General features: G+C 61.0%; 18 protein-coding genes. 8 read left to right on the top strand and 10 right to left on the bottom strand.

What is annotated here, in order from left to right:
* Positions 1-31: 31 nt before the first annotated feature.
* Together HX783_RS08815 and rimI are read left to right on the top strand one after the other, a co-directional pair.
* Entirely contained in the window at positions 32-775 is a 744-nt protein-coding gene (locus HX783_RS08815) for an SPOR domain-containing protein (RefSeq protein ID WP_177016661.1), read from the top strand.
* Positions 768-1,220: a ribosomal protein S18-alanine N-acetyltransferase gene (gene rimI / locus HX783_RS08810; RefSeq protein WP_005784514.1), complete on the top strand. Its 453-nt coding sequence runs from the start codon at positions 768-770 to the stop codon at positions 1,218-1,220. Before HX783_RS08815 ends, rimI begins: the two co-directional genes overlap by 8 nt.
* A gap of 119 nt (positions 1,221-1,339) precedes the next feature.
* Here the strand turns inward: rimI and HX783_RS08805 are convergent, their stop codons facing one another.
* The gene (locus tag HX783_RS08805) at positions 1,340-1,744 is read right to left on the bottom strand and encodes a serine kinase/phosphatase (protein WP_177016629.1); all 405 of its coding nucleotides are present in this window, start codon (positions 1,742-1,744) and stop codon (positions 1,340-1,342) included.
* Between the two features lie 139 nt (positions 1,745-1,883).
* On the opposite strand from HX783_RS08805, the gene can reads away from it, so the two are divergent.
* On the top strand, positions 1,884-2,528 hold the full coding sequence (gene can, locus HX783_RS08800; protein ID WP_177016628.1) for a carbonate dehydratase: 645 nt from the start codon (positions 1,884-1,886) through the stop codon (positions 2,526-2,528).
* On the opposite strand, the gene HX783_RS08795 is transcribed toward can, so the two are convergent.
* The 5 genes from HX783_RS08795 to HX783_RS08775 all read right to left on the bottom strand — a co-directional run bounded on the left by HX783_RS08795 (position 2,525) and on the right by HX783_RS08775 (position 8,156).
* Positions 2,525-3,049: an SET domain-containing protein-lysine N-methyltransferase gene (locus HX783_RS08795; RefSeq protein WP_159954016.1), complete on the bottom strand. Its 525-nt coding sequence runs from the start codon at positions 3,047-3,049 to the stop codon at positions 2,525-2,527. The genes can and HX783_RS08795 overlap by 4 nt on opposite strands.
* A 147-nt stretch (positions 3,050-3,196) precedes the next feature.
* Positions 3,197-4,366, bottom strand: coding sequence for a hypothetical protein (locus HX783_RS08790; protein ID WP_177016627.1), 1,170 nt, complete (start codon positions 4,364-4,366; stop codon positions 3,197-3,199).
* A gap of 122 nt (positions 4,367-4,488) precedes the next feature.
* On the bottom strand, positions 4,489-6,189 hold the full coding sequence (gene acpA, locus HX783_RS08785) for an acid phosphatase (protein ID WP_177016626.1): 1,701 nt from the start codon (positions 6,187-6,189) through the stop codon (positions 4,489-4,491).
* A gap of 96 nt (positions 6,190-6,285) precedes the next feature.
* Entirely contained in the window at positions 6,286-6,606 is a 321-nt protein-coding gene (locus HX783_RS08780) for a hypothetical protein (protein ID WP_177016625.1), read from the bottom strand.
* A gap of 131 nt (positions 6,607-6,737) precedes the next feature.
* The gene (locus HX783_RS08775; RefSeq protein ID WP_177016624.1) at positions 6,738-8,156 is read right to left on the bottom strand and encodes a TIGR00366 family protein; all 1,419 of its coding nucleotides are present in this window, start codon (positions 8,154-8,156) and stop codon (positions 6,738-6,740) included.
* Positions 8,157-8,342: 186 nt separating this feature from the next.
* Between HX783_RS08775 and HX783_RS08770 the strand changes: the two genes are divergently transcribed.
* Positions 8,343-9,632, top strand: coding sequence for an MFS transporter (locus tag HX783_RS08770; protein WP_177016623.1), 1,290 nt, complete (start codon positions 8,343-8,345; stop codon positions 9,630-9,632).
* 3 nt (positions 9,633-9,635) lie between these two features.
* Here the strand turns inward: HX783_RS08770 and HX783_RS08765 are convergent, their stop codons facing one another.
* The gene (locus HX783_RS08765; protein ID WP_177016622.1) at positions 9,636-11,006 is read right to left on the bottom strand and encodes a gluconate:H+ symporter; all 1,371 of its coding nucleotides are present in this window, start codon (positions 11,004-11,006) and stop codon (positions 9,636-9,638) included.
* Positions 11,007-11,222: 216 nt separating this feature from the next.
* Here HX783_RS08765 and HX783_RS08760 point away from each other — a divergent pair, with 216 nt between their 5' ends.
* The 4 genes from HX783_RS08760 (at position 11,223) to HX783_RS08745 (ending at position 17,736) form a co-directional block, all read left to right on the top strand.
* Positions 11,223-12,128, top strand: a complete 906-nt coding sequence (locus HX783_RS08760; protein ID WP_177016621.1) for a cation diffusion facilitator family transporter — start codon at positions 11,223-11,225, stop codon at positions 12,126-12,128.
* Between the two features lie 109 nt (positions 12,129-12,237).
* On the top strand, positions 12,238-13,458 hold the full coding sequence (locus tag HX783_RS08755) for a TolC family protein (RefSeq protein ID WP_177016620.1): 1,221 nt from the start codon (positions 12,238-12,240) through the stop codon (positions 13,456-13,458).
* Positions 13,459-13,476: 18 nt separating this feature from the next.
* The gene (locus HX783_RS08750; protein ID WP_177016619.1) at positions 13,477-14,583 is read left to right on the top strand and encodes an efflux RND transporter periplasmic adaptor subunit; all 1,107 of its coding nucleotides are present in this window, start codon (positions 13,477-13,479) and stop codon (positions 14,581-14,583) included.
* An 18-nt stretch (positions 14,584-14,601) separates the two neighbouring features.
* Complete coding sequence (locus HX783_RS08745) at positions 14,602-17,736, top strand: CusA/CzcA family heavy metal efflux RND transporter (RefSeq protein ID WP_159954028.1); 3,135 nt, start codon at positions 14,602-14,604, stop codon at positions 17,734-17,736.
* 815 nt (positions 17,737-18,551) lie between these two features.
* On the opposite strand, the gene HX783_RS08740 is transcribed toward HX783_RS08745, so the two are convergent.
* The 3 genes from HX783_RS08740 to HX783_RS08730 all read right to left on the bottom strand — a co-directional run bounded on the left by HX783_RS08740 (position 18,552) and on the right by HX783_RS08730 (position 22,292).
* A complete protein-coding gene (locus HX783_RS08740) occupies positions 18,552-19,943 on the bottom strand; it encodes a heavy metal sensor histidine kinase (RefSeq protein ID WP_159954029.1) in 1,392 nt (463 codons plus the stop codon).
* Complete coding sequence (locus HX783_RS08735) at positions 19,940-20,614, bottom strand: heavy metal response regulator transcription factor (protein WP_159954030.1); 675 nt, start codon at positions 20,612-20,614, stop codon at positions 19,940-19,942. Before HX783_RS08735 ends, HX783_RS08740 begins: the two co-directional genes overlap by 4 nt.
* Positions 20,615-20,972: 358 nt before the next feature.
* Positions 20,973-22,292, bottom strand: coding sequence for an OprD family porin (locus HX783_RS08730; RefSeq protein ID WP_177016618.1), 1,320 nt, complete (start codon positions 22,290-22,292; stop codon positions 20,973-20,975).
* Positions 22,293-22,418 lie beyond the last annotated feature (126 nt).

Genomic DNA, 22,418 nt, shown 5'->3' with positions numbered 1-22,418 from the left:
CGAGTCCCGACGTCGCGCTTACTTGACCGCCATGCAGGTGGTCAACTGGCTGCCCCGCACCGAACTGCCGTTTGCCGCCCCGTCGCGGCCCGAGCTGCTGCAGGCGCTTGAGCCCTATGAGGCGTTCGAGGTGTCGGGCGAGGAAGCGGCCGCGCCGGTTGCCGTGGTCAAGCCCACGCCCGAATCGCGCCCTGGCGTTGAGCGGGTGAAGGTCGAAGTGCCGCGCCCGGCCCCCATGGCCAAGCCGGTGGTCGCCGAAGCGGTAACGCCGGTGGCCAAGGCCCCAGTGGTGCCGCCGCCGCGTTTTGCCCTGCAATTATTGCGCGCCGGGCGCTGCCTGTTGCTGGTGGAGTTACCCACAGGCGAGCGCTTCCAGACCCGCGACCCTGCCTACATGCTGCTCAAGGACATGCTGCGCGCTGCCGGCCTGCCCGACAGCCCGCAAATCGTCGGCGACCCGGTGCGCTGGCCGCTGCTGATGCGCGGCACCATGGACCAAGGCCCGGAAGCCGCGCGAGATTTTGTCCAGGGTTTTGTTTCGGCACGCCTGGAAGACGAACCCTGCGTGTGTCTGTGGTTGATCGGCCTGCCTGCGGTGCGGTTTGCCGGTGAAGCGAATGCCGAAGCCTGGTATCGCGAACTGCAGGTCGAAGGCCTGGGTTCGGTGTGGGCCTTGCCGGGCCTGGAATTATTAATGGAAGAGCCACAGCGTAAGGCTGATGTCTGGCAAGCCATGCGCCGGCTGATGGCGCGCTGGAAAAGTACCGATGAGTGAAGCTTTATCCTTCCGCCCGATGACCGAGGCGGACCTCGACGCTGTACTGAAGATCGAATACGCGGCGTTCAGTCATCCCTGGACCCGCGGGATTTTTCTCGATGGGCTGGGCAAGTACCAGATCTGGCTGATGTTCGAAGGTGAGCAGCAGGTGGGCCACGGTGTGGTGCAGATCATTCTTGATGAAGCGCATCTGCTGAATATTACCGTCAAGCCGGAAAACCAGGGCCGCGGTCTGGGCCTGGCGCTGCTGGAACACTTGATGTCCCGCGCGTATGCCGCCAGTGCGCGGGAATGTTTCCTGGAAGTGCGCGACAGCAATACCGGGGCGTTCCGCCTGTATGAGCGCTACGGTTTCAATGAAATCGGCCGTCGCCGCGATTACTACCCAGCGGTGGGTGGCCGCGAAGATGCGGTTGTGATGGCCTGCACGTTAGTGGATTGAATACAGAAGCCAATGTGGGAGCGGGCTTGCTCGCGAATACGGTGTGTCAGTCAAAGATTTACTGACTGAACGACCGCATTCGCGAGCAAGCCCGCTCCCACATTTTGAACCGCGTTGTGTCAGCGGTTACCGTCTACCGGGTCGACATCGGCCAACTCGGCCTCATCCAGCCCGTTGCCGCCGCCAATCTCATCCTCGTCGACAATGCTCAAGTCGTAATCTGCCGGGCTGTCCTCGCCTTCTTCCCGGGCATCCCGCGCGCCATCCTCACGGATCAGCGTTTCCGGGCTCATGTCATCGTCAGTTGGCTCATGGTCCGCCGTCGATGCGCCGGTCATGCCCGCTTCGCGTACCCGTTCGTCGGGCATCAGCTGCTCGCGCTCTCCCGGTGGAATCTCATCACCGATTTCGGCCGTCGGCTCTTCCTCGTCGAAGTCCAACTCGCGCATCGAGCCCATGCGGTCTTCGTTGTCATCAATCGGTTCCGGCTGTGTAGCGCCGTAGGGACGTCGTGATTCAGTCATGGCCAATCCTCATACTGTGGGGCTTATAGTGTGTGGACAGGCACGGCGCCCTAAAGATTCAAGCTAATTGACGCTTTGCGTGACCCGGACGAGCGGTTGTCTGTCACACAGCTGCGCATCATTCCTGAGGCTTTCCCTGATGAACGAACTACAAGACCTGCTTGATAACAATGAACGCTGGGCGGACGCGATCAAACAGGAAGATCCCGAATTCTTCGCCAAGCTCGCCCGCCAGCAAACCCCGGAATACCTGTGGATCGGCTGCTCCGACGCCCGCGTGCCGGCCAACGAGATCGTCGGCATGCTGCCAGGTGATCTGTTCGTGCACCGCAACGTGGCCAACGTGGTGCTGCACACTGACCTGAACTGCCTGTCGGTGATCCAGTACGCGGTCGACGTGCTCAAGGTCAAACACATCCTCGTCACCGGCCACTATGGCTGTGGCGGCGTGCGCGCCTCGATGCAGGACCGCCAGTTCGGCCTGATCGACGGCTGGCTGCGTACTATTCGTGACCTTTACTACGAAAACCGCGACCTGCTGGCCCAGTTGCCGACCGAAGAAGAGCGCGTCGACCGCCTCTGCGAGCTGAATGTGATTCAGCAGGTCGCCAACGTCGGCCACACCAGCATTGTGCAAAACGCCTGGCACCGCGGGCAGAGCCTGTCGATTCACGGCTGCATCTACGGCATCAAGGATGGCCGCTGGAAGAGCTTGAACACCACCATCAGTGGCTTTGAGCAACTGCCGCCGCAATATCGCCTGCGCCCGTTGGGTGACGCTTAATCGCGTTTGTCACGGTCGCGCTGCTCCAGGAACCGCTGGCCTTCCGGGCTGAGCTGTTCCTCTGGACCTTTGATCCAGCCCCGGCAGTTGGGGCTGGCGCATTCACAGGCAAACTGGCGGGGCAGGACGTCGCCGGTGGTGGCGTAGTCAATAGTCAGCCAGGTGTCGGCGGCAATCGGCATGACTGACCAGAGCTCCAGATAGGACGTGTCGAAGTACACATTCGGCTCGCAGGAGTGTTGCAGCTGGCCGCACACCCACGGGTCATACAGCCGGATGCGCGCCGATATCTGGAAGGTATGCAGGCGGCGCTCGCTCAACGCATAGCCGAACACCTTGGCGATGAGCGTGCGGCTGTCGAAGGCCACGCGAGACTTGATGCCCACGGCTTCGCCGTTCTCGTCGCGTACCAGCTCAAATTGGCGGGTCGATGGGTACCCGCACTCCGCCAGCGTTGTCGCAAACGGGTAAAGGCAGTCATCGTCCGCGCCAGCAGCCTTATCCTTGGCTTGAGTTTTCATCACTCTCCTTGGGTGGGCTGCATCGACCTGCGAATGGTGTCTGACTGCCAGTCTTGCAGCGAATGGGCCCAGCTCAAGACTCGCCGAACTGATAGCCGATTGCTACTGTCAACTTTGACAGTAGCAATCGGCTATTTTTTATGCGCACTACAAGGCGGGTGCGGTGATCGCGGGCGTTGGGGCAGGAGTCTTCAGCTGTTTGAGCTGGGCCTTGATCGGGGGCGTGGCGCATTTGGCGTTGGCTTGCTCCGGGGTCAGGTTACGCACCGAGGTGTAGAACAGCTCACAGGTCTGCTCCTTGCGCGTGACCTGCCAGGTGTTGATGCACGCCTTGAGCAACACGTTCGGGTCGCTGGCAGGTTTCTGCCCCATGCCGGCCTGCCAGCAGGCAGCGCTCAGGTCTTGCCCCATCACCTTCAGGCCGGCTTCGTCGGCTTTTTGTTCATTGCCGTCGTAGGTTGCCGGGTCTGCCGCATACCAAATGTAGCTCGGGTGGTTGGCGCCCAGCACCGACACGGTTTTGCCCGCTGCCGGGCTGATCTGCGCCAGGCCCAGCACGCCCACTGCCTGGCCGTATTGTTGCTTGATCCAGCTGCGCACCGGTGCGCCGAACGCCACCATCGGCAATGAGCCGCTGGTGCGCAGGCTCAGTTCCTTGACCATGCGTGTCTGATAGTCAGTGAAGTAGCTGTAGACGCTTTCAAGGTCCTTGCCCGCGTTGGACGGTGCGGCGATCGGGGCGATATCGATGATGGTCTGGTAGGCCGGGGTTTCGGTAGCCGGGATGCCATTGTCGGTGAGCAAGGTGGCCCAACGGTCAGTGGTGGCCGATTCCAGGTAATCCTGGGCCTGGGTCAGTGAGTAATCCGGCGGGAAGTGCAGCAGCTCGATGCTTTTGCGGTTTTCCAGGGCCATGCCCAGCGGCAGGAACAAGTACCAGTTGTAAGCCCACTTGCCGTCGCTGTTGAGTTTGCTCGCGCCTTGGTAGGCAAGGTCAGCGGTATTGAGCAACGTGGTCAAGGGCTGGCCGTAGTGGTCGGGCACGCCGCTGAAGGTGGCTGAGACCTGGCCGTCGTGGGTTTTCACACTCACCTTGGCACGGCTGTAGCCGTCGCGCTGCAGGCTCTGGTTCAGGTAATGCTCGGCGGTTTGCTCCAGCGTCCATGGCCGAAAGCAGATCACGTTGCAGTTATTGGGAAACGCGAACAACTGGGTGACGCGTTGCGTGCTGCCCAGAGGTACTTCGATATCGGCGTGTACGACCGCACTGGCCAGCAGTGCGGCCAGGGTGAAGGACAGCCTGGTCGGTTTAAACATAGTTGGTTCCTTGTCAGCGAAAGCCCGTCTGCGCGGGGTGAAAGCCCACCCCCACACAGTAGCGGCTGACCCGTAAAACCGCGTGTTAAATCGCCAGGCGTGTCGCTTTTGGATAAGAAACCCTACACCTTGAATTGCAACGCGTTGCTCAAGTCGCCCATGGGCTTCTGGCCGCGGGCGGCCATGGCGTCATCGCGCAGCTTGAGGCCGTCGAGCTTCTCCAATTGGAACACTCGGGTGATCAAGCGCAAGATCGACGCGGTGTCGTAAACCGTGTGGTCCACCGTGCCTTTGCGCGCAAACGGCGACACCACCAGCGCCGGAACGCGTGTGCCCGGACCCCAGCGGTCGCCCTTGGGCGGTGCGACGTGGTCCCACCAGCCGCCGTTTTCGTCGACGGTTACCACCACCACCATATTTTTCCACTGCGGGCTTTCCTGCAGCACCTTCAAGGCGCGGGCGATATGACGGTCGCCCGAAGCCACATCCGCATAGCCGGCGTGCATATTCAGGTTGCCCTGAGGTTTGTAGAAGCTCACGGCCGGCAACTTGCCGGCCTCGGCGTCGGCGAAGAATTTGTTGGTGCTCGACTCATCACCCAGGCCGCCGTCACGCAGGCGTTTATCCCGCTCGACGCGGTTCTCTGGCCCTTGCTGCTTGAAGTAGTTGAACGGCTGGTGGTGGTATTGGAAGTTAGGAATCTTCGGAATGCCGCCCGAGTCCTTGAACTGGTCGAGGGTCGCTTGCCATGCCCCGGCGTACCAGGCCCAGTCGACGTTCTTTTTCGACAGCTTGTCGCCGATGTGCTCGTGGGTTTGCGGCACCAGCACGTTGGGCAGGTCGGGTTTGGAATAGTCCGGGTTTTCCGGGTCGCGGATCCAGGTCGGCCAATAGGGCGGGGCCAAGGTGTTCACGCCATAACCATCGGGCGTCAGTGCGCTGGGGCCGAACTGCGGCGGGCCGGTCATCGCGCTGGCCGGGGACTTGTCCAGCGGCTTGAGGCGCGGGTCGGTGGGGTCATCGCTTTGCAGCGTGGCGATCTGCGCCTTGGCCACCGATTGCGCGGCGTTCGGATAAAACGGCGCGGTGGCGCTGATCAGGTACTGATGGTTCAGGAATGAGCCACCAAATGCGCCCTGGAAAAAGTTATCGCAGAGCACAAACTCCTTGGCCACATCCCACAGGCGCAGGGAATAACGGCTCTGGGCGTAATAGCCCATCACCAGGCCGCCGGAATCGGCCCAGGCGACAAAATTGTCATTCTTGCCGCCGTTGATCTGCATCTGGTTCTGATAGAACACGTGCCACAAGTCGCGGGTGACCAGGCTCAGCGGCAGGTCTTCGGCGTTCGGGCCTTTGAGCGCGAAGGGCGCGTTGGGCAGGTTTTGCTGGAATTGCACTTCGCTGGGGTAAGTCACCCCGTCCACACTTTGCGGGCCGACTTGCAACACGCCGCCCCAGACGGGTGGCAGCGTGGTCAGCAGGCTGCCGTCGCGGTCGCGTTGTTGCGCATCCGCCGCAGAAAGCGCCGACAGGGGTTTCTCAACCCCAGGGAAGTCCGCAAACAAATTGTTGAAGCTGCGGTTTTCGGCATAGATCACCACCACGGTTTTCACCTGGTCGTGCAAGGCCTTGTCTAGTTCCTGTGGCGTGAGCGGTCGCGTCACCGGCGTGCTCGGGGCCTCGCTGGTATTGCCGCAGGCACTCAAGGTCGCGCCGACCCCCAGCACCGCCGCGCCCCCGAGGAAACGCCGGCGGCTGGTGTCCACCGGCGGTTGGGCGATGGAATCGGGGGAAGGGCGGTCTTCGTGCTCGTCACTCATTGCTGGGAGTCCCTGCGGGGTGGTTGTTGCAAGATATTTCGCAGGACGGTAGCAATGGAATATGACGAAAAGAAGACAGTTATGCGGATGAGACGATTACAGCAGGCCCAGTACCAAATGGCTGCCGGCACGCAAGTACTCCACTTGGGCCGTCACCGCGTCTTTGACGATGGCTTCGCCAGTAGCGGTCAATTTGAGTTTTTTCGCATCGCGGACACTGGTCTGCAATAGCTGCATGGCGACATCCATGGCTTTTTGGAAGGCTGTGACGTTGTTATGCAGACCAAACTCCTGAATAACGGCAGCCATGCGTCGATCCGCGTCGTCTCGCAGGGTGATGTACTCACAGAACGATACGTGGTCGTCCTTGTAAATTTCTTTGAGCAACTCTTCCAGCGATTTGGATAGGGGCGTCATCGGATTTTCCTTGGCTTTTGTGAGAGGGAATCCGAGTCAGGTTAATCAAAGGTGCTGGTGGTAGAAGTCAGGGGTTGTCACTGCATTAAGTGGGACAACCCCTATAGATGTCATCAGAAAGGCACGCTGCGTTACGGCATCACCGGCGGCAAATATTTCAATGTCGTCCCCAGCGCCCACAACAAGAACAACACCAGCGGCGTGTGCACCAGCAACTGCACAAACGAAAACCCGATCAAATCCCGCGCCTTGAGCCCCAGCACGCCCAGCAGCGGCAACATATAGAACGGGTTGATCAGGTTCGGCAGCGCCTCGGCGGCGTTGTAGATCTGCACTGCCCAGCCCAGGTGATATTGCAGGTCATTGGCCACTTGCATCACGTAAGGCGCTTCGATGATCCACTTGCCGCCGCCCGACGGAATAAAGAAGCCCAGCACCGCCGAGTACACACCCATCAACAGCGCGTAGGTGTCGTGGGAGGCGATAGAGGTGAAGAAGGTCGAGATATGGTGCGCCAGGGTCTGGCCGTCACCGCCCTTGACCACGGTCATCAGCGCCGCGATGGAGCCATACAGCGGGAACTGGATCAGCACGCCGGTGGTGGTCGGCACGGCACGCGCCACCGCATCGAGGAAGCTGCGCGGGCGCCAGTGCAGCAGGGCGCCGACCATGATGAACAGGAAGTTATAGGTGTTCAGCCCCGAGATCGCGCTGATCGCCGGTTTGGTCGAGAACTCATGAAACAGCCAGCCGGCTGCCAGCAACGCCAGGAGAATGGTCAACAGCGGGCTGTGTTCCAGCCATTCGCCGGGGCGAGTTGGCGCTTGAACCTTGGGCAGGTTGAAGGCCGGGTCGACGCCGCAGGCTTTTGCATCACGGGCGCTGTTCGGCCCTGGCGCAGTGGCGTAGGCGATGATCAGCGAGACCACGATCAGCGCCAGCAACATCACCCCGGATTGCCACAGGAAGATCGTGTCGGTGAACGGAATCACCCCGGTAATCGACAGAATCGACGGTGGCAAACTGGCCGGGTTGGCCTGCAACTGCGCGGCCGACGACGACAGCCCCAACGCCCAGACTGCGCCAAGGCCGAGGTAGGCTGCCGCACCGGCTGCGCGGTAATCCATGCGCAAATCCGTACGACGTGCCAGCGCGCGCACCAGCAAGCCGCCGAACACCAGGGACAAGCCCCAGTTGAGCAAGGACGCAACCATGGAAAACAACGCGACCCAGGCCACGGCAGAGCGGCCGTTCTTCGGAATGCGCGCCAGGCGGTCAATCAGCTTCACCGCCGGGGGCGAGCTGGCCACCACGTAACCGCCGATCACCACAAAGGCCATCTGCATGGTGAACGGGATCAGGCTCCAGAACCCGTCACCAAAGGCTTTGGCGGCCTCGGTCGGCGCGGCGCCCATGCCCAGGGTCGCCACGGCGACGATGATCACCGCGAGGGCGGCAAACACCCAGGAATCAGGAAACCAGCGTTCGGCGAAGTTGGAACAACGCAGGGCAAATCGTGCATAGCGGCTTTCTTCGATAGCATCGGCCACGAGGCATTCCTCTTGTATTTATTATGGGTGTTGGCAGTTTTACGGCATGTTCCGCTACGGCCATTGATAAGGGAATGCAGTTATCTTCATCGATCCATGAGTAAAACAAATATATCTGTCGCGATTGCCATCATTGGGCTCAGCTCATAACCTGCACGCCATTTTGTTTGTCTGCCGAGCTTGCACATGACTGCCACCTTTTCCCCACAGGCGCAGCGTTTTTCCCGCTCCGACTACAAAACCCTGGGCCTGGCCGCCCTCGGCGGTGCCCTGGAAATCTACGACTTCATTATCTTCGTGTTCTTTGCGCTGACCCTCAGCCAGCTGTTTTTCCCGCCGGAAATGCCCGAGTGGCTGCGCCTGCTGCAAAGTTTCGGCATCTTCGTGACCGGCTACCTGGCACGACCGCTCGGCGGCATCCTGATGGCGCATTTCGCCGATCACCTGGGGCGCAAACGCGTGTTCAGCCTGAGCATCCTGATGATGGCGCTGCCGTGCCTGCTGATCGGGGTCATGCCGACCTACGCGCAAATCGGCTATTTCGCCCCGCTGATCCTGCTGGTGCTGCGTGTGTTGCAAGGCGCGGCGGTGGGCGGCGAAGTGCCCAGCGCCTGGACCTTCGTCGCCGAGCACGCCCCACGTCATCACCGCGGCTACGCCCTGGGCTTCCTGCAAGCCGGGCTGACCTTCGGCTACCTGCTCGGCGCACTCACCGCGACGCTGCTGGCGCAAGTCTTCACCCCGGCCGAAATCCTCGATTACGCCTGGCGCTTCCCGTTCCTGCTCGGCGGCGTGTTCGGCGTGATCGGTGTGTGGTTGCGCCGCTGGCTCAGCGAAACCCCGGTGTTCCTCGAAATGCAGGCCCGCCGCCAGGCTGCGGCTGAAATGCCGCTGCGCACCGTGTTGCGCGACCATCGCGCCGTGCTGCTGCCGGCGATGATCCTCACCTGCGTTCTCACCTCGGCCGTGGTGGTGCTGGTGGTCATCACGCCGACCATGATGCAAAAGACCTTCGGCATGAGCCCCAGCCACACCTTCGCCTTGAGCGCGCTGGGCATCGTCTTCCTGAATATCGGCTGCGTACTTGCCGGCCTGTTGGTAGACCGCATCGGCGCCTGGCGCGCGGTGCTGGTCTACAGCCTGCTGTTGCCGGTGGGCATTGCGGTGTTATACGCCAGCCTGATCGGCGGCGGCGTGTGGCTGGGCGCGGCATACGCCGTGGCGGGCTTGAGTTGCGGCGTAGTCGGCGCGGTGCCGTCGGTGATGGTCGGGCTGTTCCCGGCGCAGGTGCGGGTGTCGGGGATTTCGTTTACCTACAACATTGCCTACGCGCTGTGGGCGAGCACCACGCCGCTGCTGTTGATTGCGTTGATGCCGACCAGCCCGTGGATTTGCGTGGGGTATTGCGTGGTGATGGGCGCGGTGGGGGTGGTGAGTGTGGCGCTGTTTGGCAAGCGCCACACGTTGGCGACCTGAGGGTTACGTCAAGAAGTGCCACAGCACCAGCGTACCCACCAAACCTACGACAGAAACAATCGTCTGCAACACCGACCATACCCAAATCGTCTGCTTGAGTTGCAAGCCGAAGTACTCGCGCACCATCCAGAACCCGGCGTCGTTAACGTGGCAGAAGAACACCGAGCCGGCGCCAATTGCCAGCGCCACCAGTGAACTCTGGGTCGCCGCCAGCCCGGCCATCATCGGCGCGAGAATGCCCGCTGTGGTGGTGGTGGCGACGGTCGCCGAGCCGGTCGCCTGGCGCAGGGCCACGGCGATCAACCACGCCAGCAGCAGATACGGCATGTGCGCGCCTTCAGCGACTTTACTGATGGTCTGGCTGACGCCGGCGTCCAATAGCGTTTGCTTGAGGCCGCCACCGGCGCCGATGGTCAGCAGCAACACGGCGATGGGCGCTAGGGCTTTACGCAGCGTGTTGCCGACTTCGGCGCGCGGCATGCCGGCGGCCCAGCCCAGGCAGATCACTGCGGCGATCACGGCCAGGCCAAGGGCGATCAGCGGTTCACCAAGGAACTTCAAGGTCAATGCCACTGGGTTTTCCGGCGACATGGCGACTTTGGCCAAGGTGCTGCCGAGCATCAAAATGACTGGCAACAGGATGATCAGCAGCGACACACCGAAGCTCGGCTGGCGCGGCGCCTTGGGCGGTGCGCTGAACAGCGCGCCGATGTCGGCCGGTTCATCCACGTGCAGGCGCTTGGACAGCCAGTTGCCATACAGCGGGCCGGCGAGAATAACCGCCGGCACCGCCAGGCAGAAGCCCAGCAACATGGTCAGGCCCAGGTCGGCGTGCAGCGCGCTCACCGCAATCAATGGTCCCGGATGCGGTGGCATCAAGGCGTGCAAAGTCGTCATGCCGGCCAGCGCCGGAATGGCGATTTTCAGCAGCGGCTGGTTCGAACGTTTGGCCATGACAAAGATGATCGGCACCATCATCACCAGGCCTACTTCGAAGAACAGTGGCAAGCCGATCACCATGGCCACCAGCGCCATCACCCAAGGCAACGACTTGCCTTTGCCCAGCCCGAGCAACGTGGTGGCGATACGGTCGGCCGCCCCGGATTCAGCCATCAACGCGCCGAGCATCGCGCCCAGGGCAATGATGATCCCGGCTTCACCGAGGATCGCACCGGCGCCTTTGCTGAAGGCCTTGGCGACTTCTTCCGGGGGCAACCCGGCGCCCACACCGGCGATAAACGTGCCGATCAGAATCGACAGGAATGGCGGCAGTTTGGTCGCACTGATCAACACAATGATGCTGGCGATCGCCAGCAGAACGCAGAACATGAGGCGGGTGTCGTGAACCATCCACGCGGCAGTCGATAACTCCAAAACGGGACTCCTTATCGAACAGGTTGGCTAATTTGTTTCTTCTTGTTTCCTGCTGGAAAAGCATACCTGATAGAACTGTTCCAGAGCGTTCATGTGCGATTTTGGTGCGCAGCGTTTAACGGCGACCTGTCGCGCGCATGACAAATTTGCAACCCATGCGCTGGGATTTGGCCTATAGCTCTATGATCAACGCACCCCATCTTTTGAGGACATTTCATGAGCGCAGGACATAACCACGGCCAGGCACGCGCCGGCCACGAGCGTCTTTTATGGATCGCGCTGGGCCTGACCGGCAGCTTCATGATTGCCGAGGTGATCGGCGCCTTTATCACCGGCAGCCTGGCGCTGTTGTCCGACGCCGCGCACATGATGACCGACGCCCTGGCCCTGGCGATTTCCCTGGTCGCGATCCAGGTCGCCAAGCGCGCTGCCGACCGCAAACGCACCTTCGGTTATGCGCGTTTCGAGATATTGGCGGCGGCGTTCAATGCGTTGCTGCTGTTCGCCGTGGCGTTTTACATCCTGTATGAGGCCTATCAACGGCTGCAGGCACCGGCTGAAATCCAGTCCACCGGCATGCTGGTGATTGCCGTGCTGGGGCTGGTCGTCAACCTGGTTTCCATGAAGCTGCTCAGTGCCGCCAGCGGTGAAAGCCTGAATGTGAAGGGCGCTTACCTGGAAGTGTGGAGCGACATGCTCGGCTCCATCGGTGTGATCATCGCGGCGGTGGTGATCATGTTGACCGGCTGGGGCTGGATCGACTCCGTTGTCGCGGCGGCCATCGGCTTCTGGGTTTTACCGCGCACCTGGACCCTGCTCAAGGAAAGCATGAACGTGTTGCTGCAAGGCGTGCCGGATGGTATCGATATCGATCAGGTCGAGCAGGCAATTCGAGGTGTGCCGGGCGTGAAGGACGTACATGACCTGCATATCTGGGCGCTCACCAGCGGCAAGAACGTGCTGAGCACCCACGTGGTGGCGGATTCGGCGCTGGGCACCGAGCAACAGATCCTCACGCGGGTGACGGAATTGCTGCACGAACAATTCGATATTTCCCACGTCACCTTGCAGGTCGAAGGCGAAGGTTTTCAGCACGACGAGCATGATGAGGTGCATGCCTGATCCAGGCTAACGGATTTGTAATGTTGCGCCCACCGCCCTGATAAGTAACGAAAGCTACATTGCCCCCGCTGGGAAATCTCAGCGACTTCATGGGCGTGGAACTCTCGTTATGGCACTTTCCGTTAAAATACTTTTGGGGGCAGCAGCGTTTTGGGTGGCCGCAAGCGCTGCCCAGGCCCAAACCCTTACCCTCGACTCAGCCCTGCAAGCCGCGTTCGCCAACAATCCTGATTTGGCTGCCGCGCAATGGGAAATCGACATTGCCCAAGGCGGTCGTCAACAGGCGGGCTTGATCCCCAACCCGGTGGCGTCCTGGGATGCCGAAGACACTCGCCGCAACTCGCGTACCACCTCCATCAAACTCAGCCAGACCCTGGAGCTCGGTGGCAAGCGCGGCGCGCGCATCGACGTGGCCACACGCGCACAGGACGCCGCCGCGCTGGCCCTGGAACAGCGTCGCAACGGCCTGCGTGCTGACGTGATCGACAGCTATTACGGCGCCCTGCGCGCCCAGGAACGCCTCGACCTGGCGCAACGCTCAATGGCCTTGGCCGAGCGCGGCCTGGTGGTCGCCAATGGCCGCGTCAAGGCGGGCAAATCGTCGCCGGTGGAAGCCACGCGTGCCCAGGTGCAGGTGTCGGAGATTCGCCTGGAGTTGAACCGCGCGCAAATCGGCTTGAGCGATGCTTATCGTCGCCTTGCCGCCAGTACCGGTAGCGCCACACCCGACTTCCAGGCCGTGGCCACGCAAAGCCAATCCGCACCGCCGTTGCCGGCCTCCGCGCAATTGCTGGCGCGGCTTGAGCAAACCACCGAACTGCGCCTGGCCGAGCTGCAGATTGTTCAAAGCGAAGCCAGCGTGGGCCTGGAAAAGGCCCAGCGGATTCCCGACCTCGATGTGTCGATCGGCAGCCAGTACGACGCCAGTGTGCGTGAGCGCGTGAACCTGGTGGGCGTGTCGATGCCGATTCCGCTGTTCAACCGTAACCAGGGCAATGTGCTCGCTGCCAGCCGTCGCGCCGACCAGGCCCGCGACCTGCGCAATGCCGTCGAACTGCGCCTGCGCACCGAAACGCGCCAGGCCCTGGACCTGTGGCAAACCGCGAATACCGAAGTGCGCACCTTCAACCAGCAAATCCTGCCCGCCGCCCAGAGCGCGGTGGACAGCGCCACCCGTGGTTTCGAGATGGGCAAGTTCAACTTCATCGATGTGCTCGACGCCCAGCGCACGTTGATCGCAGCCCGCACCCAATACCTCACGGCGACCGCCCAGGCCACCGACGCCTGGGTGCGCATCGAACGGATTTACGGCGACCTCGCCCGCTTTTGATTTTTTCTGGAGTCTTTTATGAAGCATAAACACGGTGTGGCGCTCGCCGTCGCCCTGGGCCTGATGCTGTCTGGTTTTGCACGGGCCGACGAAGAGGAAGGCAAACTCGAGCTTACCGAGCAGCAGATCCAGGCCGCCGGTATTCAACTCGCCAAGGCCCAACCGCGCTCGATCAGCACGCTGCTGACGCTGCCGGGAGAAGTGCGATTCGACGAGGACCGCACCTCGCATATCGTCCCCCGCGCGGGCGGTGTGGTGGAGTCGGTGAAGGTCAACCTCGGCCAGTCAGTGAAAAAAGGCGAGCTGTTGGCGGTGATTTCCAGCCAGCAGATTTCCGACCAGCGCAGCGAGCTGGCAGCCAGTGCGCGCCGCGTCGAATTGGCGCGCACCACCTTCCAGCGCGAGCGCCAATTGTGGAAGGACGAGATCTCCGCCGAGCAGGATTACCTGCTGGCGCGCCAGACCCTGCAAGAGGCCGAAATTGCCCTGAACAACGCCCGTCAGAAGATGACCGCACTCAGCGGCAGCGCAGTATTGGTGGGTGGCAATCGTTATGAACTGCGCGCGCCGTTCGCCGGCGTTGTGGTGGAAAAACACCTGGGCGTCGGTGAAGTGGTCGGCGAAACCAGCAACGCGTTCACGCTTTCGGATTTGTCCCAGGTGTGGGTCACCTTCGGTGTGTTTCCCAAGGATTTGAACAAGGTACGCGTCGGTAAACCGGTAAAAGTCAGCTCCACGGAAATGGGCACCGAAGTGCTCGGCACCGTGGCTTACGTCGGCAACTTGCTCGGCGAGCAGACGCGCACTGCCACCGTGCGCGTGACCGTGCCCAACCCCGACGACGCGTGGCGCCCAGGGCTGTTTGTCACCGTGCAACTGGCCACCGACACCTACCAGGCCAAGGTCACCGTCCCGCAAACCGCGATCCAGACCGTCGAGGACAAACCCTCGGTGTTCGTACGCACAGCGGACGGTTTCATCACCCGCCATCTCGAACTGGGTGTGAGTGAAAACGGCTACGTCGAGGTGCGCAAAGGTCTCGACGCCGGGGCACAAGTGGCGACCGAAGGCAGCTTCATCCTCAAGTCCGAACTGGGTAAAGGCTCGGCCGAGCACGCCCATTGATCCTGCGAGTGATTCCCCATGTTTGAGCGCCTTATCCAATTCGCCATCGAGCAGCGCATCATCGTGCTGCTGGCGGTGCTGTTGATGGCCGGTGTCGGCATCGCCAGCTATCAGAAGTTGCCCATCGACGCGGTGCCTGACATCACCAACGTGCAGGTGCAGATCAACTCGGCGGCGGCCGGGTTTTCGCCGCTGGAAACGGAACAGCGCATTACCTTTCCGATAGAAACGGCCATGGCTGGCTTGCCGGGTTTGCAGCAGACGCGTTCGTTGTCGCGCTCCGGTTTGTCCCAGGTGACGGTGATCTTCAAAGACGGCACCGACCTGTTCTTCGCCCGCCAGTTGGTCAACGAGCGCCTGCAAGTGGCCCGCGAGCAGTTGCCTACGGGTATCGAAACCGCGATGGGGCCGATTTCCACCGGCCTCGGGGAAATTTTCCTATGGACTGTCGAGGCGGAAGACGGCGCACTCAAGGACGACGGCACGCCTTACACACCGACGGACCTGCGCGTCATTCAGGATTGGATCATCAAGCCGCAACTGCGCAACGTGCCGGGCGTGGCCGAGATCAACACCATTGGCGGCTTTGCCAAGGAATACCAGATCGCCCCGGACCCAAAACGCCTGGCGGCCTACAACCTGACGTTGACCGATTTAGTCACGGCGCTTGAGCGCAACAACGCCAACGTCGGTGCCGGTTATATCGAGCGCAGCGGCGAGCAACTGTTGATTCGCGCACCAGGGCAAGTGGCATCGATAGATGACATCGCCAACATCGTAATCACCACCTCAGGCGGCACACCCATCCGCGTGCGCAACGTGGCGCAGGTCGAGATCGGCCGTGAGTTGCGCACCGGCGCCGCCACCGAAAATGGCCGCGAAGTGGTGCTGGGCACGGTGTTCATGTTGATTGGTGAAAACAGCCGAACTGTGTCCCTGGCGGTGGCGAAAAAACTTGAAGAGATCAACCGCTCGTTGCCTGAAGGCGTGGTGGCCGTCACCGTCTACGACCGCACCAACCTGGTGGAAAAAGCCATCGCCACGGTGAAGAAAAACCTCTTCGAAGGCGCGTTGCTGGTGGTCGCGGTGCTGTTCCTGTTCCTGGGCAATATCCGCGCGGCGTTGATCACGGCGATGGTGATTCCCCTGGCAATGTTGTTCACCTTCACCGGGATGTTCACCAACAAAGTCAGCGCCAACCTGATGAGCCTGGGCGCGTTGGACTTCGGGATTATTGTCGACGGCGCGGTGGTGATCGTCGAAAACGCCATTCGCCGCCTGGCCCATGCGCAGCAACGCCATGGCCGCCTGCTGACGCGCAGCGAGCGCCTGCACGAAGTGTTCGCCGCCGCCAAGGAAGCGCGGCGCGCGTTGATTTACGGGCAATTGATCATCATGGTGGTGTACCTGCCGATCTTCGCCCTCACCGGTGTGGCTGGGAAGATGTTCCACCCCATGGCGTTCACCGTGGTCATCGCCTTGCTCGGCGCGATGATTCTGTCGGTGACGTTCGTGCCGGCCGCGATCGCGCTGTTCGTCACCGGCAAGGTCAAGGAAGAAGAAAACCTGGTAATGCGCACCGCACGCCGCACCTATGCGCCGGTGCTGGATTGGGTGATGACGCGCCGTCCACTGGTGTTCGGCCTTGCGGTGCTGACCATTGTCGCTTCTGGGGCAGTGGCCAGTCGTATGGGCAGCGAATTTATCCCCAGCCTCAGCGAAGGTGACTTTGCCCAACAGGCCTTGCGAGTGCCCGGCACCAGCCTGACGCAATCGGTGCAGATGCAACAGCAGTTGGAAAAAACTTTGATGGCCCAGGTGCCGGAAATCGAGCGGGTCTTCGCACGGACCGGCACTGCGGAAATCGCTTCCGACCCGATGCCGCCGAATATTTCCGACAGCTATGTGATGCTTAAACCGAAGGACCAATGGCCGGATCCGAAAAAGTCCCGCGAGGCTTTGATCGAAGATATCCAGCGTGCCAGTGCGATTGTGCCGGGCAGTGCGTATGAACTGTCGCAACCGATCCAGCTGCGTTTCAACGAGCTGATTTCCGGGGTGCGCAGTGACGTGGCAGTGAAGGTATTTGGCGACGACATGGCGGTGCTCAACAAGACCGCCGGAGAAATCGCCGAGACCCTGCAAAAGCTTGAGGGCGCTTCGGAAGTGAAGGTCGAGCAGACCTCCGGGCTGCCGGTGCTGACCATCAATATCGACCGCGACAAGGCCGCGCGTTTTGGCCTGAATGTGGGCGATGTGCAAGACACCATTGCCGTCGCGGTCGGTGGGCGCCAGGCCGGTACGTTGTACGAAGGTGACCGGCGCTTTGATATGGTCGTGCGGTTGTCCGACGCGCTGCGCACTGATATTGACGGGTTGTCGCGGTTGTTGATTCCGGTGCCGGCGCTGGCCAGTAGCGCGTCGGGGCAGTTGGGCTTTATTGCCTTGTCCCAGGTCGCCAGTCTGGATCTGGTGCTTGGCCCCAACCAGATCAGCCGCGAGAACGGTAAGCGCTTGGTCATCGTCAGCGCCAACGTACGCGGGCGAGATATCGGTTCGTTCGTTGACGAAGCCGAGGCGGCCATCAGCACCCAGGTGAAGGTGCCGGCGGGTTATTGGACGACATGGGGCGGCCAGTTCGAACAGCTGAAGGAAGCCTCCGAGCGTTTGCGCATTGTGGTGCCGGTGGCGTTGCTGCTGGTGTTCGGGCTGCTGTTCATGATGTTCAACAACCTCAAGGACGGCCTGCTGGTGTTTACCGGGATTCCCTTCGCGTTGACCGGTGGGATCATGGCGCTGTGGCTGCGGGATATTCCGCTGTCGATCTCGGCGGGCGTGGGCTTTATCGCGCTGTCCGGCGTGGCGGTGCTGAACGGCCTGGTGATGATTGCCTTTATCCGCAACCTGCGTGAGGAAGGGCGCCTGTTGTCGGTGGCCGTCAACGAAGGCGCACTCACGCGTTTGCGCCCGGTATTGATGACCGCATTGGTGGCATCGCTGGGGTTTATCCCCATGGCGTTGGCCACCGGCACCGGTGCCGAGGTGCAGCGGCCGTTGGCGACGGTGGTGATCGGCGGGATTATTTCTTCTACGTTGCTCACGTTGCTGGTACTGCCGGCGCTGTATCAATGGGCGCATCGCAAGGAGGAATAAGGCGGGCGCGGTACTGAAATCCCAGAGATCAACTGTGGGAGCTGTCGAGCTTTAGCGAGGCTGCGAAAGCGGTGGTTCAGGCGACACTTCTATTGGCTGTGCCGCCGCCTTCGCGGCCTCGCTGAAGATCGACGGCTCCCACATGGATCTGCTTGAGTTTGAAGTACCTGGCAGGCTGCACACATCACACAGTGGGCGCATCGCAAGGAGGAATGAGGCGGGCGCGGTACTGAAATCCCAGGGATCAACTGTGGGAGCTGTCGAGCTATAGCGAGGCTGCGAAAGCGGTGGTTCAGGCGATACTTCTATTGGCTGTGCCGCCGCCTTCGCGGCCTCGCTGAAGCTCGACGGCTCCCACATTGATCTGCTTGAGTTTGAAGTACCTGGCAGGCTGCACACATCACACAGTGGGCGCATCGCAAGGAGGAATGAGGCGGGCGCGGTACTGAAATCCCAGAGATCAACTGTGGGAGCTGTCGAGCCTTAGCGAGGCTGCGAAAGCGGTGGTTCAGGCGATACTTCTATTGGCTGTGCCGCCGCCTTCGCGGCCTCGCTGAAGCTCGACGGCTCCCACATGGATCTGCTTGAGTTTGAAGTACCTGGCAGGCTGCGCACATCACACAGTGGGCGCATCGCAAGGAGGAATGAGGCGGGCGCTGTACTGAAATCCCAGGGATCAACTGTGGGAGCTGTCGAGCTATAGCGAGGCTGCGAAAGCGGGGGTTCAGGCGATACTTCTATTGGCTGTGCCACCGCCTTCGCGGCCTCGCTGAAGCTCGACGGCTCCCACATGGATCTGCTTGAGTTTGAAGTACCTAGGCAGCGACTTGAGGAAACACCAGGCGAAACAAGGTGAAACCACCTGGCAGGCTGCGCACATCGGCCTGCCCCTGGTGCAGGGTCATGATCGACCGCACGATGGCCAGGCCCAGCCCGGTGCCGCCCTCGGTGCGGGCGCGGCTGCTGTCTACGCGGTAGAAACGTTCGAACAGGTGCGGCAGGTGTTGCGCTTCGATTCCTGGCCCGGGGTTGCTGACGGACAACGACACGTGGTTGCCGTAGGCCTCTACCAACAGCGAAATATGCGAACCCGCAGGGCTATGGCGGATCGCGTTGGACAGCAGGTTCGACAGCGCACGTTGAATCATCAGGCGATCACCGTGCACCTGTGCATCGCCGCTGAGGGTCAGGGTCAGTTGTTTGTCTTCGGCGCTCAGTGCGAACAGGTCCATCACCCGGTTAGCTTCCTCCATTAACGACACGGCGACGAACGACGCCCGTGCTGCCGGGTGGCTGACCTGGGCCAGAAACAGCATGTCGGAAACGATGCGCGCCAGGCGCTCCAGCTCTTCGGTGTTGGATTCCAACACCGCTTTGTATGCTTCTGGCGGACGCTGGCGCGACAGCGTCACTTGGGCCTTGCCCATCAGGTTGGTCAGCGGCGCGCGCAGTTCGTGGGCGAGGTCGTCGGAAAATTGCGACAGCTGCTGTACGCCCGCATCCAGGCGGTCGAGCATCACGTTGAAGCCGTGCGCCAACTCGCCCAGTTCCTTGGGCAGGTTGTCGACGGACAAGCGATGGGTCAGGTCCTGGGTGGTGACTTTGGCCGCCACACCGCTGAACTGTTTCAACGGCGCCAGCCCGCGCTGCACCAGCCACCAGGCGCCCATGCCGATCAATATCAAGAGCATGGGCAACGCGATGACTGTGGCGCGAAGATAGGCACTGAGCAGTGCCTGGTCGTCCATCCGGTCCAGGGACAGCAGCACGCGTACGCGTTCGCCGCTGGCCAGGCGCATCAGGCTGGAAGCGCTGAGTACTTGGTTACCATTGCTGTCGGCCCAGTTGAGGTAACCGAGGGTTTCGCGCGGTGTGAAGTCTGTCAGCAGCGGTTCCTGCGGTTTGGCCCCGGCGCTGAGTAACACGCTGTCATCGGGGGCTGTGCCGACGATGGTCAGGTAGAAGTTGTCATGGCCGATCACCAAGTCCATCAGCGCGTGCGGGCGAGCTCGGATAGCGCTGGCATCCAAGCCCTGTGACAGGCTGTGCTGGATCTGTTCCATCTTGCTCTCCAGGCCCTTGCGCGCGAGTTTTTCCAGCTCGTGGGTCAGCGCCAGGTAGGCCAGGGTGGCCAGCAACAGCACCAGGCCTGCGCCCATCACGCTGACCGTCAGCCCCAGGCGCATCGACAAACTGCTGGCTTTCATTGACGCGCCTCCAGCACATATCCCACACCGCGAATGGTGTGGATCAGCTTGACCTCACTCTGGTCATCCACCTTGGCGCGCAGGCGGCTGATAGACACTTCCACCACGTTGGTGTCGCAGTCGAAATTCATGTCCCACACCAGCGAAATAATTTGCGTACGGGTCAGCACTTCACCGGTCTGGCGCATCAGCACCTGCAGCAGCGCGAATTCCTTGGTGGTCAGGTCGATACGCCGGGTACCGCGGTACGCGCGATGGCGGCGTGGGTCCAGCTCCAGGTCCTGCACGCGGAATACGTCCGGCTGTGGGATATGTTCGCTGCGACGCAACAGCGTGCGAACCCGCGCGAGCAGCTCGGGAAATTCGAAGGGTTTGACCAGGTAATCATCGGCGCCCATGTCCAGGCCCTTGATCTTGTCGGCCAGCCGGCCGCGGGCAGTCAGCATCATCACGCGTTGGCTGCCATTGCGGCGCAATTGCTCCAGCACTTCCCAGCCATCCTTGCCTGGCAGGTTGACGTCGAGGATGACCAGCTCATAGGCGTGCTGCCCGGCCAGGTGCAGGCCGTCGATACCGTTGGACGCACAGTCGACCACATAACCACTTTCATTCAGGCCTTGCTGCAGGTAGTCGGCGGTTTTTTGCTCGTCCTCAACTACAAGGATACGCATGGGGATTTACCTTTTTCGGGTGAGAGAAGGGCGCCATTTCCTTATGGAATAGGGTGTCTTGGGAGTAGGAAAAGTCTGAAGTGTGAAGTAGCTTCAGGGTCAACTGCGACCATTGGTCGCGATTAAGCCGGCGCGCAAAAAAAACGCCCCAGAGGGGCGTTAAAAAATCATCTCTTTCCAAAGGAGCTCCGAAAAAGCTTCAGAGATGAATGTTGCTCGGTGTAAAAAAGTTTGAGCGAGTATAGGAAGCTCAACTTAACGGGAAGCTGGGGCTAATATTACAGTTTTGATAGTTATCACTTTGTGAGCAAATGTTAGTTAAGGGCGAACGAATGTAAACGTTCCCGGCAATGATTATTCAGAGTGCCACCAGTGGGTATTCGGCAATCAGGCGAACTTCCTCCAGGTCCGATTCGAAAGCACTCGAGCGAACGGTTGCCTGGCGCAACCGCAACGACAAATCTTTCAGGTTGCCACTTTGCACCACGTACTTGGCCTCGAAGTTTCGCTCCCAGCGGCGTTGATCCGTCAGCGGGTTACCCGCCGAGTCGCGGCGCATGTACACAGCGTTCGCGTTGCTGTAGTCGGCGCCGGTGCCTTTTGCGTAACGGGTCATGAATGACAGGCCGGGAACACCGAAGGCTTGCATGTCCAAGTCATAGCGCGCCATCCACGAGCGTTCCTTGGGCGAGTTGAAGTCGCTGTACTGGATGGAGTTGTTGAGGAAAATCGAGTCCGATTGACGCAGGTAATCGAAGTCGTCATCGCCGTTGTTACGCTGGTGCGACACGGCCAGGCTGTGGGCGCCGACCTTGACCCCAAGCCGCGCGCTCCAGATGGTGTTATCGAATTGCCCCAGCAGCTTTTTGCCCTCGTCCACGGCCTTGTAATAGTTGAAGTCGCCGAACAACGACACGTCGTCATTCAGCGGGTAACTGGCGGCACTGCCGAAATAGTACTGGTCCCAGGCGTCCTTCAGGCGGCTGCTGTACAGGCTGACACTGAGGTGTTTATTGACGCTGTATTCACCGCCGAAATAGCCGGCCCAGGGCGAATCGACCTTGCCCGCATAGAAGGTCGCAAAGCCTTTGTTCATGCCGCTTTCGCTGGGCTGGCTCATGCCGCTCAGGCGTCCGCCCTGAAGGCGCAAGCGATCAATGCTGGTGTTCTGTGCGGTGACGCCGCGAAAACTTTCCGGCAATAAACGCGAGTCACCGGCGGCCACCACCGGCGTGGCCGGGAACACGTCGCCGGCCTTGATGACGGTGTCCAATACACGCAATTTCGCGGCGCCGCCGAACTTGCTGTAGCCACTTTCAGGGTTATTGTCGCTGTCTACCGGCAATACGCCAAACGAGCCCTTGCCGCCGCTGCGGCCGGTGCCCGAGTCGAGTTTGAGGCCGTACATGGCAAACGCATCCAGGCCAAATCCCACGGTGCCTTGAGTAAACCCGGATTCGAATTTACCGATCAAACCCTGCGCCCAGGCTTCCGAATAGCCATTGCCGGTAGGGCTGGACTGGCCCTTGCGGTCGTCGCGGTTGAAGTAAAAGTTGCGCGCCAGCACGTTCACGCTGCTGCCTTCGATAAAGCCTTCAGGTTTGTCTTCCACGGCGACGGCTGCCAGTGGCAGTGCGGCAATCAGTGAAAAGGGAAGGGTGTAGTAAACAATATTCATGTTTCGCTCCTGGGGGTTGGCAGTTTTCAGCTTCTTATAGGATGGGCGTTCTTATTGATCTGGCCCGGGCTGATAGTTGCAAACGGCGGATAACGGTTAGGTGGCGTCAACATTACAATTCTGGAA

Origin of the sequence: Pseudomonas sp. D2002 (assembly GCF_013385735.1) — a bacterium.
GTDB lineage: Bacteria > Pseudomonadota > Gammaproteobacteria > Pseudomonadales > Pseudomonadaceae > Aquipseudomonas.
Note: the sequence above shows the minus strand (reverse complement) of the source record. Positions and strands in the feature narration are given on the sequence as shown.